The organism is Nocardioides sp. ChNu-153 (genome assembly GCF_030466625.1).
In the GTDB taxonomy this organism is placed as follows: Bacteria; Actinomycetota; Actinomycetes; order Propionibacteriales; family Nocardioidaceae; genus Nocardioides.
Genome location: NZ_JADEVT010000007.1, coordinates 154,821 through 168,187 on the forward strand (window position 1 = coordinate 154,821; position 13,367 = coordinate 168,187).

The 13,367-nt window shown below is 73.9% G+C and carries 13 protein-coding genes; 11 read left to right on the plus strand and 2 right to left on the minus strand.

From position 1 onward, the window contains the following. Positions 1-3: 3 nt before the first annotated feature. Entirely contained in the window at positions 4-1,263 is a 1,260-nt protein-coding gene (locus INN71_RS11310) for an APC family permease (protein WP_277500140.1), read from the minus strand. 74 nt (positions 1,264-1,337) lie between these two features. On the opposite strand from INN71_RS11310, the gene INN71_RS11315 reads away from it, so the two are divergent. Beyond that, entirely contained in the window at positions 1,338-1,976 is a 639-nt protein-coding gene (locus INN71_RS11315; protein WP_277500141.1) for an MBL fold metallo-hydrolase, read from the plus strand. Between the two features lie 152 nt (positions 1,977-2,128). Continuing rightward, entirely contained in the window at positions 2,129-3,472 is a 1,344-nt protein-coding gene (locus tag INN71_RS11320; RefSeq protein WP_277500142.1) for an FAD-dependent oxidoreductase, read from the plus strand. A gap of 71 nt (positions 3,473-3,543) precedes the next feature. Here INN71_RS11320 and INN71_RS11325 read toward each other — a convergent pair whose 3' ends face one another. Continuing rightward, complete coding sequence (locus tag INN71_RS11325; protein ID WP_277500144.1) at positions 3,544-4,857, minus strand: isochorismate synthase MenF; 1,314 nt, start codon at positions 4,855-4,857, stop codon at positions 3,544-3,546. Positions 4,858-4,923: 66 nt separating this feature from the next. Between INN71_RS11325 and INN71_RS11330 the strand changes: the two genes are divergently transcribed. The 9 genes from INN71_RS11330 to INN71_RS11370 all read left to right on the plus strand — a co-directional run. Then, positions 4,924-5,628, plus strand: a complete 705-nt coding sequence (locus tag INN71_RS11330) for a hypothetical protein (protein WP_277500145.1) — start codon at positions 4,924-4,926, stop codon at positions 5,626-5,628. 35 nt (positions 5,629-5,663) lie between these two features. Continuing rightward, the gene (locus tag INN71_RS11335; RefSeq protein WP_277500146.1) at positions 5,664-6,353 is read left to right on the plus strand and encodes a demethylmenaquinone methyltransferase; all 690 of its coding nucleotides are present in this window, start codon (positions 5,664-5,666) and stop codon (positions 6,351-6,353) included. Between the two features lie 327 nt (positions 6,354-6,680). Further along, entirely contained in the window at positions 6,681-7,040 is a 360-nt protein-coding gene (locus INN71_RS11340; protein ID WP_277500147.1) for an NADH-quinone oxidoreductase subunit A, read from the plus strand. 4 nt (positions 7,041-7,044) lie between these two features. Beyond that, positions 7,045-7,599 (plus strand): NADH-quinone oxidoreductase subunit B family protein, encoded by a 555-nt coding sequence (locus tag INN71_RS11345; RefSeq protein ID WP_277500148.1) that lies wholly within the window; start codon positions 7,045-7,047, stop codon positions 7,597-7,599. Then, entirely contained in the window at positions 7,596-8,321 is a 726-nt protein-coding gene (locus tag INN71_RS11350; RefSeq protein ID WP_277500150.1) for an NADH-quinone oxidoreductase subunit C, read from the plus strand. The genes INN71_RS11345 and INN71_RS11350 overlap by 4 nt, the downstream gene beginning before the upstream one ends. Further along, positions 8,321-9,685: an NADH-quinone oxidoreductase subunit D gene (locus INN71_RS11355; protein WP_277500151.1), complete on the plus strand. Its 1,365-nt coding sequence runs from the start codon at positions 8,321-8,323 to the stop codon at positions 9,683-9,685. The genes INN71_RS11350 and INN71_RS11355 overlap by 1 nt, the downstream gene beginning before the upstream one ends. Continuing rightward, positions 9,682-10,518, plus strand: a complete 837-nt coding sequence (gene nuoE / locus INN71_RS11360; RefSeq protein ID WP_277500152.1) for an NADH-quinone oxidoreductase subunit NuoE — start codon at positions 9,682-9,684, stop codon at positions 10,516-10,518. The genes INN71_RS11355 and nuoE overlap by 4 nt, the downstream gene beginning before the upstream one ends. Beyond that, positions 10,515-11,831, plus strand: a complete 1,317-nt coding sequence (gene nuoF / locus INN71_RS11365; RefSeq protein WP_277500153.1) for an NADH-quinone oxidoreductase subunit NuoF — start codon at positions 10,515-10,517, stop codon at positions 11,829-11,831. Before nuoE ends, nuoF begins: the two co-directional genes overlap by 4 nt. Then, positions 11,828-13,367, plus strand: a 1,540-nt coding sequence (locus INN71_RS11370) for an NADH-quinone oxidoreductase subunit G (RefSeq protein ID WP_301800421.1), incomplete at its 3' end; no start/stop codon positions are given. The genes nuoF and INN71_RS11370, both read left to right, overlap by 4 nt.

Here is a 13,367-nt window from a genome sequence, read left to right on the forward strand (position 1 = left end):
GCGTCACGGCGCACCCACCCGTCCGCGCAGCCGCAACCGCACACCGCGGACGGCCAGGCCCAGCGCCACGACCGCGGCCCCGGTGACCACGGACGCCGGCGGCAGCACCAGCGCCAGGCCGAGGCAGCCCACCGCGCCCACGACCGGCACGACCCCCGGTCGTCCCGTCCGTCGCCGCTGCATCGCGCCCGCGGCCAGGTTCGCGACCAGGTAGTAGAGCAGCACGCCGAACGAGCTGAACCCCACCGCCTCGCGCAGGTCGAGCGTCAGCACGAGAACCACCACGACGGCGCCGACGAGCAGCTGCGCGCGGTGGGGCACGTCGTACCGCGGGTGCACCCCCGCCAGGTATGCCGGCAGCTCGCCGTCGCGGGCCATCGCCAGGCCGGTGCGGGAGATGCCGGCGAGCAGGCCGAGCAGCGCGCCGAGCGAGGCCGCCGCCGCGCCCACCACGACGAGCGGCACGGCCCAGTCGGCGCCGGCCCCGTCGACGAGGGCGCGCACCGGGGCGGGGGAGTCGGCCAGGCGCTCGGGCCCGAGCCCGCGCAGCAGCGCGACCGCGAGCACGACGTACACCACCAGCACGAAGCAGAACGCCAGCGCGATGGCCCGCGGGATCGTGCGTGCCGGGTCGCGCACCTCCTCGCCGAGGGTGGCGACGCGGGCGTAGCCGGCGAACGCGAAGAACAGCAGGCCGGCGGCCTGGGCGACGCCGTGCGCGTCGAGCTCACCGCCGAGGAGCTCGCCCGTCGTGCCCGCGGGGTCCGTGGCGAGCAGCCCGAGCCCGGCGGCGGTCAGCAGGCCGAGGAGGGCGATGCTGACGATGACACGCGCGGCGCGGGCGGTGCGCGTCGCGCCCGTCACCGCGACGAGGGTCAGCAGGGCCACGGCCGCGGCGGCCAGGAGGCGGCGGGCGGTGGGCTCACCGGGCAGCACGTACGCCGCGAACGCCGTCGCCATCGCCGCGCAGCTGGCGGTCTTGCCGACCACGAAGCACCAGCCCGCGGCGTACCCCCACCACTCGCCCAGCTCCGCGCGCCCGTAGACGTAGGTGCCGCCCGAGGAGGGGTGGCGGGCAGCGAGCCGCGCCGACGACGACGCGTTGCACCAGGCGACCACCGCCACCAGGGCCAGGGCGAGCAGCAGCCCGCCGCCGGTGCCGGCCGCCGCGGTCGCCGGCGCGAGGACCGTGAAGGCCCCCGCCCCGACCATCGAGGCGATGCCCAGGGTCGTCGCGTCGGCCAGGCCCAGTCGTCGCTGCACGGGCGGATGGTGGGGGGCGCAGGTGAACGGAAGGTACGGCGCCCGCCCGCCGGCCCCGGGCTATCGTCGCGGGCATGCGCATCACCAAGTTCGGCCACGCCTGCGTGCGGATCTCCGAGGGCGGGAGCAGCGTCGTCGTCGACCCCGGTGCGTTCACCGAGCGCGAGGCCGTCGAGGGGGCCACCGCCGTGCTCGTCACCCACGAGCACGCCGACCACCTCGACGTCGAGCACCTGCGCGCCACCGACGCCCCGATCTGGACGATCGGCGCCGTCGCCCGGGCCATCGCGTCCCAGGCGCCCGACGTCGCCGAGCGGGTCGTGGTCGTCGCCCCCGGCGAGGCCTTCGACGCCTCCGGCGTGGCCGTCCGCGCCGTCGGCGAGAAGCACGCCGTGATCCACCCCGACTACGACCGGTTCGACAACTCGGGCTACCTCCTCGAGGTCGGGGGGCGTCGCGTCTTCCACCCGGGCGACGCGCTGACCGGCCCCGGGGAGCCCGTCGACGTGCTCCTCGCCCCCGTCAGCGCGCCGTGGCTGCGCATCGGCGACGCCGTCGACTTCGCGCGCGAGGTCGGGGCGCCCACGAGCCTCGCGATCCACGACCGCGTCTATTCCGACCTCGGCCTCGGCATGGCCGACCAGCACTTCCGCGCCCTGCTGGGCGAGGGCCAGGAGTGGGTCCGCCTGCCCGACGGCGCCGACCTGCCGTGAGGCGCGGCCGCGCGGTGGGCGCTGGCCCGGCGTGCCGCCGTACCGCCTCCGTCATCTGGACGTGAGCGGTCTCGCACCCACCCGCCTGGGAGAATGGGCGGCTGGTAGTTAGCCTGGCCTAACCCCGTGTGTCGTCTGGAGGAAGAGAAATCGTGCGTCCCATCCGTGTTGCCGTCGTCGGCGCCGGCCCCGCTGGCATCTACGCCGCCGACATCCTGACGAAGGAGCACGACGGCGCGAAGGTCGACGTGTTCGACCGGCTGCCCGCGCCCTACGGCCTGGTCCGCTACGGCGTCGCCCCCGACCACCCGCGCATCAAGGAGATCATCAAGGCCCTGCGCCGGGTGCTCTCCCGCGACGAGATCCGCTTCATCGGCAACGTCGACTTCGGCACCGACCTGAAGCTGGAGGACCTGCGCCAGTTCTACGACGCGGTCATCTTCGCGACCGGCGCCATCTACGACCGCGACCTCGCCATCCCGGGCATCGAGCTCGAGGGCTCGTACGGCGCGGCCGACTTCGTCTCCTGGTACGACGGGCACCCCGACTACCCGCGCGACTGGCCGCTCACGGCCGAGTCGGTGGCGGTCATCGGCGCCGGCAACGTGGCGCTCGACGTCGCCCGCGTGCTGGCCAAGCCCGCCGACGAGCAGCTGACGACCGAGATCGCCGACAACGTCTACCAGGGCCTGAAGGCGAACCGCGCGACCGACGTCCACGTCTTCGCCCGCCGCGGCCCGGCGCAGATCAAGTTCTCGCCGATGGAGCTGCGCGAGCTCTCGCACTCCCCGAGCATCGACGTGCTCGTGGACGAGGAGGGCTTCCAGATCGACGACGCCGGCCAGGCCGCGATCCAGAAGACCAAGAGCGTCAAGCTCGTCGTGGACACGCTGCTGAAGTACGCCGAGGCCGAGCCGACCGGCGCCCCGCACCGCATCCACATCCACATGTGCCAGGCCCCCGTCGAGGTGCTCGGCGAGGACGGCAAGGTCGTCGCGATCCGCACGGAGAAGACCGAGCTCGACGGCACGGGCAACGCGGTCGGCACGGGCGAGTTCGTGGACACGCCCGTGCAGGCCGTCTACCGCGCGGTGGGCTACCGCTCGTCGGCGCTGCCCGAGGTGCCCTTCGACGACACCGACCACGTGATCCCCAACGCGGGCGGTCGCGTGCTCGACCTCGACGGCAACCACATGACCGGCACCTACTGCACGGGCTGGGTCAAGCGCGGGCCCGTCGGCCTCATCGGCCACACGAAGTCCGACGCGCAGGAGACGATCACCAACCTGCTCGCCGACCTCGACACGACGCCCGAGCCGGTGCAGACCGAGCCCGACGCGATCCTGCGCCACCTCACCGACCGCGGCGTCGACCACACCTCGTGGGAGGAGTGGGTCACGCTCGACGCCCACGAGGCGTCGCTCGGCGAGGCCGCCGGCCGTGAGCGCATCAAGGTGGTCCCCCGCGAGGACATGATCCGCCACTCGCGCGGCTGACCCCTCGACGTACGACGCAGCCCCCGACCGCACCGCGGTCGGGGGCTGTGGTCGTCCGGGGCTGAGGGCGATCAGCCGCCGAGCGCGTGGCGCACGGGCTCGAGCTTGGCCTGGCTCTCGGCGAGCTCGGCGGCGGGGTCGGAGCCCGCGACGATGCCGCAGCCCGCGAACAGCCGCACGCGCCCGCCGCCCTCGCCCGGCGCGGGCTGCTCGACCTGGGCCGAGCGCAGCGCGATGCCCCACTCGCCGTCGCCGGAGGCGTCCATCCAGCCGACGGGTCCGGCGTACCGGCCCCGCTCCATGCCCTCGATCCACGCGATGAGCGCGGTCGCCGCGGGCGTCGGGGTGCCGCCGACGGCGGCGGAGGGGTGCAGCGAGGCAGCGAGCCCCAGCGAGGTGACGGAGGCGTCCTCGGGCACCACCCCGGTGACGTCGGTGGCGAGGTGCATGACGTTGGGCAGGTGCAGCACGAACGGCGACTCGGGCACGTTCATCGACGAGCAGTGCGGCTCCAGCGCGTCGGCGACCGACCGCACGGCGTACTCGTGCTCCTCCAGGTCCTTCGACGAGCGGGCCAGCTCGCCGGCGAGGCCGGCGTCGCGCACCTCGTCGCCGGTACGGCGGATCGTGCCGGCCAGCACGCGGGAGGTGACGAGCCCGCGCTCGCGACGCACCAGCATCTCGGGCGTCGCACCGAACAGGCCGTCGACGTGGAAGGTCCAGCAGGTCGGGTACGCCGCCGCGAGGCGCCGCAGCGGCCACCGGACGTCCAGGGGCTCGTCCAGGCGCGCCACCACGTCGCGGGCGAGCACCACCTTCTCGAGGTCGCCGCCGTCGATGCGCGCGACCGCGTCGGCCACGACGGCCTCCCAGTCACCCTCGGAGAGGGCGCCCGGCCCGAACGCCAGCCCCTGCGGGGCGGACGGCGGCTCGGCGACACGGGTGGCCGGGACGCCGATCGTGTCGCGGCCGATCGTCGTCAGCCACCGCTTCCCGCCGCGCTGGCCGACGAGCACGCGCGGGACGACGAGCGTCGACGTACCGGGGTCGTCGGCGAACGCGAAGGTGCCGAAGGAGACGAGGCCCGTGCCGGGCGTGCCGACCTCGTCGCGCACGACGGCGCGCGCCGCCAGGCGGCTCCACCAGCGCTCCGCCTCGGCGAAGCGGGTGGCGCCGGCCGTGGTGATGGAGGCCGCGGTGCCCCACCCGACGAGGCCCTCGCCGCCGCGCAGCCAGGCGAGCGCGCCGTCGGCGGGGAGCAGGTCGACGAGGGGCGCCTCGGTGCCGGGCCCGGTCTCGAGCGCCACGGTCCGCACGACGAGCGGCAGCACGGCGTCGGCCGGGAGCGCGTCGTGGTTCCTGGGCTCGGGGGCTCGCGTGGTCATCCGCGCCAGGGTACTGCGGCCCCGAGCACCCCCTCCCCACGGCAGGCGTTGCTACCGTCACACGTCGTGCCCTCCCCTGACTCCCGCGCCGTCGCCACGCTGAAGCGCAAGGACTCCGTCCTCGCCGCGGTCGGCGGCCTCGTCGCCCTGCTCCTCCTCGTCGTGCTCGCCGTCGTGCTCCCGAGGCTGGTCGAGGACGGCGGCAGCGCCGCCGGGGCCGGCGGCATCGCGGGGGAGGGCGGGGACGGCGCCGAGGGCGGTTCGGGCGACGGTTCCGAGGGCGGGTCCGCAGGTGGGGCGGGTGACCTCGTGCTGCCGCAGGACGTCGGCCGGTGGACCTCGCTGACCGCCGTGCTCGAGGAGGAGGGCGACCCCGAGCAGCTCGCGCAGGTCGAGGAGTCGTGGGCCTACGCCGACGCGCAGCTCGTCGAGCAGGCCGGGGTGCCGGCCGACGCCGAGCGCTACCTCGACCTCAGCAGCAGCGCGCTCGTGGCGATCCAGGCCTACCGCGGGCCCGACGGCCCGCTCGTGCCCGCGACGCTCCAGGACCCGGAGTCGGGCCAGGCCCGCCTGCTGCTCGCCGAGTACGGCGACGTGGAGTGCGTGCTCGACGTGGTCTCCGGCGAGGTGTCGCCGACTCCGCAGGTGCAGGAGATGCAGTGCCGCCGCACCTCCGACGACCTCACGGTCCGCGCGTTCGTGCTGAGCCTCGCCGACGGCGAGGCCGTGCAGTCGCTCGTCGACGGGATCTGGACCGAGCTCTCCGCCTGACGGGCGCGTCCGGCGGCGACGTAGGCTTGGCGATCGTGGCCCGCGCAGAGCTCGACAAACGACCGACCGACGTCCGCCGCATGTTCGACGAGGTCGCGAAGCGCTACGACATCACCAACGACGTGCTGTCGCTGGGCCAGGACCGCCGCTGGCGTCGGGACGTGTTCCGGGCGATCGACCCGCGACCGGGTGACCTCGTGCTCGACCTGGCCGCCGGCACCGGCACCTCGAGCGCCCCGTTCGTCGGCGCGGGCGCCGTGGTCGTGCCGTGCGACTTCTCCCTCGGCATGCTGCAGGTCGGCAAGGAGGCGCGCCCCCACCTGCCCTTCGTGGCCGGCGACGCGACCCGCCTCCCGTTCGCCGACGACAGCTTCGACGCCGTCACGATCTCCTTCGGGCTGCGCAACGTCGTCGACCACGCCGCCGCCCTCGCGGAGATGCACCGCGTCACCCGCCCCGGCGGCACGCTCGTGGTCTGCGAGTTCTCCCACCCGACGTGGGCGCCGTTCCGCACCGTGTACGTCGAGTACCTGATGCGCGCCCTCCCGCCCGTCGCCACCGCCGTGTCGTCCTCGCCGGACGCCTACGTCTACCTGGCCGAGTCCATCCGCGCGTGGCCCGACCAGGAGCGGCTCGCGGGCGTCATCGGCGACGCCGGCTGGTCCGGCGTCGAGTGGCGCAACCTCTCGGGCGGCATCGTCGCCCTGCACCGCGCCACCGCCTGATCCCCCTCCTCCCGCCTCCGCCGCCGACCCCGTCGCCGGACGTCATGCGGACCGTGCGCCCGGGGCCACCGATCGCATGACGTCCCCCGGGTACGGCGCCGCCCGCCGCCCGCGAGGCCGGCGCGCACCCCGCAATTACCCCACTCGGCCGTGCTGTAAATGGCCAGGTCACGGCCCGGTCACGCCCGGCGCGTGGGGGGTCGCGCTCGTCGGGCCCGAGGTCTATGGTGTGACGCGCGCCACCATGTGATTCGTTTCACAAGGTCACGAGCGCGCTCGCGACGCCCCCCTCGGACGGGGCGCGCGACGGACGGAGGGAGGGTGGCCGTGGGGCTCTACGCACCGGTGCTGGCCCTGCTGGCCTTGGCCGGCGGGTTCGCGATCTTCTCGGTCGTGGTGAGCACGATGACCGGCCCCGGCCGCTACAACCGGGCGCGGCTGGACTCCTACGAGTGCGGCATCGACCCGACGCCCCAGCCGCTCGGCGGCGGGCGCATCCCGGTGAAGTACTACACGGTCGCGATGACCTTCATCATCTTCGACGTCGAGATCATGTTCCTCGTCCCGTGGGCGGTCCACTTCGACCAGCTCTCGTGGTTCGGCCTCCTCGCCGTCCTCCTCTTCCTCTTCAACATCACGCTCGCCTACGCCTATGAATGGCGCCGCGGCGGACTCGACTGGGACTGACGACATGGGCATCGAGGAGAAGCTCCCCAGCGGGGTGCTGCTGACCACCGTCGAGGGCGTGGCGGGCTACATGCGCAAGGCCAGCTTCTGGCCGGCGACCTTCGGGCTCGCCTGCTGCGCGATCGAGATGATGACGACCGGCGGTCCGCGCTACGACCTCTCGCGCTACGGCATGGAGGTCTTCCGGGCCAGTCCCCGCCAGGCCGACCTGATGATCGTCGCGGGCCGGGTGAGCCAGAAGATGGCGCCGGTCCTGCGCCAGATCTACGACCAGATGGCCGAGCCCAAGTGGGTGCTCGCCATGGGCGTCTGCGCCAGCTCGGGCGGCATGTTCAACAACTACGCGATCGTGCAGGGCGTCGACCACGTCGTGCCCGTCGACATGTACCTCCCCGGCTGCCCGCCGCGCCCCGAGATGCTCATCGACGCGATCCTCAAGCTGCACGACCAGGTGCAGCACACGAAGCTCGGCGCCAACCGCGCCGCTCAGGTCGCCGAGCTCGAGACGGAGGCGCTCAGCGCGCTCCCGACCGAGGAGCAGAAGGGCCTGCTGCGGTGAGCGACGCCCGCACCGAGGGCGAGCGGCACCTCGCCCGCACCGAGCCGCAGGCCGACCCCCGCGGCCACCAGGACGGCGCCGACGTGCGGGGCCGACGTACCGGCATGTTCGGGGTGCGCGGCAGCGGCGACACGTCCGGGTACGGCGGCCTGCAGCGCACCGTGGTCTTCCCGCCCCCCGCCGAGCGCCCGTACGGCGGGTGGTTCGACCACTGCGTCGACACCCTGCTCGCGCGGGTCGGCGACCCGGCGGCGGTGGCGTCGGTGGTCGTGCACCGCGGCGAGCTGACGCTGCACGTGCGCCGCGAGCACCTCCCGGCCGTGGTCCGCGTGCTGCGCGACGACCCCGACCTGCGCTTCGAGCTGTGCTCGGGCGTCAGCGGGGTCCACCACCCCGAGGACGTGGGCGCCGAGCTGCACGCCGTCTACCACCTGCTCTCGATGACCCACAACCGCCGCGTGCGCCTCGACGTCTCCTGCCCGGAGGGCGACCCCCACGTGCCGAGCATCGTCGCGACGTACCCGACGGCCGACTGGCACGAGCGGGAGACGTGGGACTTCTTCGGCATCCAGTTCGACGGCCACCCGGCGCTGACGCGGATCCTCATGCCGGACGACTGGCCGGCCCACCCCCAGCGCAAGGACTACCCGCTGGGCGGGATCCCGGTGGAGTACAAGGGCGGGACGATCCCGCCGCCCGACGAGCGGAGGTCGTACAGCTGATGACCGCCACCACGCAGGGCGACCCGTACGCCGCGGGCGCGGGCCGCGACGCCGCGGGCGGGCGGGGCGACCGGGTCTTCACCGTCACCGGACAGGACTGGGACGAGGTCGCCGGGGCGCTGGGCGCCGACGGCGACGCGGAGCGGATCGTCGTCAACATGGGTCCGCAGCACCCCTCCACCCACGGGGTGCTGCGCCTCATCCTCGAGCTCGAGGGCGAGACGGTCACCGAGGCCCGCTGCGGCATCGGCTACCTCCACACGGGCATCGAGAAGAACATGGAGTTCCGCACCTGGACCCAGGGCGTCACGTTCTGCACCCGGATGGACTACCTGTCGCCGTTCTACAACGAGGCCACCTACTGCCTCGGCGTCGAGCGGCTCCTCGACATCGAGGACGAGGTGCCGGAGAAGGCGCAGGTCATGCGGGTGCTCCTCATGGAGCTGAACCGCATCTCGTCCCACCTCGTCGCCATCGCCACGGGCGGCATGGAGCTGGGCGCGCTCACCGTCATGACCGTCGGCTTCCGCGAGCGCGAGCAGGTGCTCGACCTCTTCGAGCTCATCACCGGGCTGCGCATGAACCACGCCTTCATCCGCCCCGGCGGCGTCGCGCAGGACCTGCCGGACGGCGCGCTCGACGCGGTGCGGGCGTTCGTCGCGCTCATGCGCAAGCGGCTGCCGGAGATCGCCACGCTCTGCAACGCCAACCCGATCTTCCGGGCCCGCCTCGAGGGCGTCGGCTACCTCGACCTCGAGGGCTGCCTCGCGCTCGGCATGACCGGACCGGTGCTGCGCTCGACCGGCTACCCCTGGGACCTGCGCAAGACCCAGCCGGTCTGCGGCTACGAGACCTACGACTTCGACGTGCAGACCTGGGACACGGCCGACTCCTACGGCCGCTTCCGCATCCGCGTCAACGAGATGTTCGAGAGCCTGCGCATCGTCGAGCAGTGCGTCACCCGGCTCGAGGGGCTCGTCGGCGCCCCGGTGATGGTCGCCGACAAGAAGATCGCCTGGCCCAGCCAGCTCTCGATCGGCAGCGACGGGCAGGGCAACAGCCTCGACCACATCCGCCACATCATGGGCGAGTCGATGGAGGCCCTCATCCACCACTTCAAGCTGGTGACCGAGGGCTTCCGCGTGCCGGCCGGCGAGGCCTACGTGCCGCTGGAGTCGCCCCGCGGCGAGCTCGGTGCCCACGTCGTCTCCGACGGCGGGACGCGCCCCTACCGGGTCCACTTCCGCGACCCGTCCTTCACCAACCTGCAGGCGACGAGCGTGATGAGCGAGGGCGGCATGGTCGCCGACGTCATCGTCGCCATCGCCTCGATCGACCCCGTGATGGGAGGCGTGGACCGATGACCGAGGTCACGGGCGCCGGGACCGGGCCGCTGGACGCGGCCGCCACCTCCGACGGCACCGCCCTGGACGCCAGCCTGGACGCCACGACCCTGGGCGAGCTGCGGCAGATCGCCGCGCGCTACCCGCAGGGCCGCTCGGGGCTCCTGCCGATGCTGCACCTCGTGCAGTCGGCCCAGGGGCGCATCACGCCGGCGGGCATCGAGGCCTGCGCCGACGTGCTGGGCCTCAGCCCGGCCGAGGTCAGCGGGGTCGCGACCTTCTACACGATGTACAAGCGCCGCTCCGTCGGCGACTACCACGTCGGGGTCTGCACGAACACGCTCTGCGCGGTCATGGGCGGCGACGAGATCTTCGCGACGCTGCAGGACCACCTCGGCATCGGCAACGACGAGACCACCGACGACGGCCGCATCAGCCTGGAGCACGTCGAGTGCAACGCGGCCTGCGACTACGCCCCCGTCGTGATGGTCAACTGGGAGTTCGTCGACGACCAGACGCCCGAGAGCGCCGTCCGCCTCGTCGACGACCTCCGCTCCGGCGCCGAGGTCCACTCCACCCGCGGTCCCCGCATCTGCACGTGGCGGGAGGCCGAGCGCGTGCTGGCCGGGTTCCCCGACGACCGCGCGGACGAGGGCCCCGGCGCCGGTACGGCGTCGCTCGCCGGCCTGCGCGTCGCCCGCGAGCGCGGGTGGGAGGCCCCCCGCAGCGACACCGACGCGCGCCGTACCGACGAGCACGCGGACTCCAGCGAGCAGGCCGCGGTCGCCGCGGACGAGCAGGCCGACACCGGCCGCGCCGAGACGGAGACGAAGATCGAGGAGGGGAAGGAGTGACCGCGATCCCGCCGCTCACCCCGGTGCTCACCGACAACTGGGACGACGAGCGCTCCTGGACCCTGGCGTCCTACGAGGCCCGCGGGGGGTACGACGCCCTCGACACCGCCTTCGCCATGACCCCCGACGAGGTGATCACGGCCGTCAAGGACGCGGGCCTGCGCGGGCGCGGCGGCGCCGGGTTCCCGACCGGCATGAAGTGGGGCTTCATCCCGCAGGACAACCCGAACCCGAAGTACCTCGTCGTCAACGCCGACGAGTCGGAGCCGGGCACCTGCAAGGACGTGCCGCTGATGATGGCGAGCCCGCACACGCTGGTCGAGGGAGTCATCCTCGCCGCCTACGCGATCCGGGCCCACCACGCCTTCATCTACGTGCGCGGCGAGGTGCTGCACGTGGTGAGGCGCCTGCAGCGCGCGGTGCAGGAGGCCTACCTGGCGGGGCACCTGGGCGTGGACATCCACGGCTCGGGCTACGACCTCGACCTCGTGGTGCACGCCGGCGCCGGGGCCTACATCTGCGGCGAGGAGACGGCGCTGCTCGACTCCCTGGAGGGCCGGCGCGGCCAGCCGCGGCTACGTCCGCCGTTCCCGGCGGTCGCCGGTCTCTACGCGAGCCCGACCGTCATCAACAACGTCGAGTCCATCGCCTCGGTGCCGGCCATCATCCGCAACGGCGCCGCCTGGTTCGCCTCGCTCGGCACGGAGAAGTCGAAGGGCTTCGTCATCTACTCGCTCTCGGGCCACGTCACCCGCCCGGGGCAGTACGAGGCGCCGCTCGGCATCACGCTGCGCCAGCTGCTCGAGCTCGCCGGCGGCGTGCGCGCGGGGCACCGGTTGAAGTTCTGGACGCCGGGCGGCTCGAGCACGCCGATCCTCACCGACGAGCACCTCGACGTACCGCTCGACTACGAGTCGGTCGGCGCCGCCGGCTCCATGCTCGGCACCCGGGCGCTGCAGATCTTCGACGAGACGGTCTCGGTCGTGCGCTGCGTGCTGCGCTGGACGGAGTTCTACAAGCACGAGTCGTGCGGCAAGTGCACGCCGTGCCGCGAGGGCACGTGGTGGCTCGTGCAGACGCTGGCCCGCATCGACGCGGGCGAGGGGCAGCCGGGCGACGTCGAGAAGCTGCTCGACCTCTGCGACAACATCCTGGGCCGCTCGTTCTGCGCCCTCGGCGACGGCGCGACCAGCCCGATCACGTCGGCGATCAAGTACTTCGGGGAGGAGTTCGAGGCCGGGATGCACACCCCCAGCCGCGAGCTGTTCCCGCCCGCGGCCTCGACGGCCTACGCCCAGGAGGTGGGGGTGTGACCCTGACACCGGACACCGCGACGGACCTCGTCACGGTCACCATCGACGGGGTCGCGGTGGCGGTCCCGAGGGGGACGCTCGTCATCCGGGCCGCGGAGCAGGTCGGCATCCACGTGCCGCGCTTCTGCGACCACCCGCTGCTCGAGCCCGTCGGCGCCTGCCGCCAGTGCCTCGTCGACGTGCCGGACGCCGGCAACGGCCGCGGGCTGCCCAAGCCGCAGGCGTCGTGCACCCTCGAGGTCGCCGACGGGATGGTCGTCAACACCCAGGCCACCTCGGGCGTCGCCGACAAGGCCCAGCAGGGCGTGATGGAGCTGCTGCTCGTCAACCACCCGCTCGACTGCCCGGTCTGCGACAAGGGCGGCGAGTGCCCCCTGCAGAACCAGGCGATGAGCAACGGGCGCGCCGAGTCCCGCTTCGAGGGCACCAAGCGCACCTTCCCCAAGCCGATCAACCTCTCGCCGCAGGTGCTGCTCGACCGCGAGCGCTGCATCGTGTGCCAGCGCTGCACCCGCTTCGCCGAGCAGGTGCCGGGCGACCCGTTCATCTCCCTGGTGGAGCGCGGGGCGCAGCAGCAGATCGGCATCGCCCCGGGCGCGCCGTTCCTCTCCTACTTCTCGGGCAACACCATCCAGATCTGCCCCGTCGGGGCGCTGACGAGCGAGCCCTACCGCTTCCGCTCCCGGCCCTTCGACCTCGTCTCCACCCCGAGCGTCGCCGAGCACGACGCCTGCGGCGCCGCGATCCGCGTCGACCACCGCCGCGGCGCGGTGGTGCGCCGCCTCGCGGGCGACGACCCCGACGTCAACGAGGAGTGGATCACCGACAAGGACCGCTTCGCGTTCCGCTACACGACCGCCCCCGACCGGCTGCGCTACCCGCAGGTGCGCGACGCCGACGGCTCCCTGCGTCCCGCGTCGTGGACCGAGGCGTTCGCCGTCGCCGCCCGCGGCCTCGCCGCTGCCCGCGACGCCGGTGGGGTCGGCGTGCTGCCCGGCGGCCGGCTGACGGTCGAGGACGCCTACGCCTACGCGACCTTCGCCCGCGTCGCCCTCGGCACGAACGACGTCGACTTCCGGGCCCGCCCGCTGGGACCCGACGAGGCCGACTTCCTCGCGAGCCACGTCGTGCTCACCCGCCCCGGCCACGGTGCCGTCACGACCGGCGACGTCGAGGGCGCCCGCACCGTCGTGCTCGTCGGGCTCGAGCCGGAGGAGGAGGCGGGGACGCTGTTCCTGCGCCTGCGCAAGGCGACGCGGAAGGGTACGACGGTGCTCGCCGTGGCGCCGTACCTCACCCGCGGCGCCCGCAAGCTGACGGCCGTCCACGTGCCGACCGCCCCGGGCGGCGAGGCCGCGGTGCTCGACGGCCTGGCCGCGCGGGCCGCGGACCTGGCCGGGAGCCCGCTGGAGGCCCAGGACGTGGTGCTCGTCGGCGAGCGGCTCGCCACCTCGCCCGGCGCGCTGGCCGCCGCGGCCCGCCTGGCCGCCGCGACCGGTGCCCGCCTGGCCTGGGTGCCGCGCCGCGCCGGCGACC

Coding starts and splice junctions, on each gene's coding strand:
- INN71_RS11345 (WP_277500148.1), top strand. CDS start 7,045: ATGGGCATCGAGGAGAAGCTCCCCAGCGGGGTGCTGCTGACCACCGTC.
- INN71_RS11325 (WP_277500144.1), bottom strand. CDS start 4,857: ATGACCACGCGAGCCCCCGAGCCCAGGAACCACGACGCGCTCCCGGCC.
- INN71_RS11355 (WP_277500151.1), top strand. CDS start 8,321: ATGACCGCCACCACGCAGGGCGACCCGTACGCCGCGGGCGCGGGCCGC.
- INN71_RS11315 (WP_277500141.1), top strand. CDS start 1,338: ATGCGCATCACCAAGTTCGGCCACGCCTGCGTGCGGATCTCCGAGGGC.
- nuoE (WP_277500152.1), top strand. CDS start 9,682: ATGACCGAGGTCACGGGCGCCGGGACCGGGCCGCTGGACGCGGCCGCC.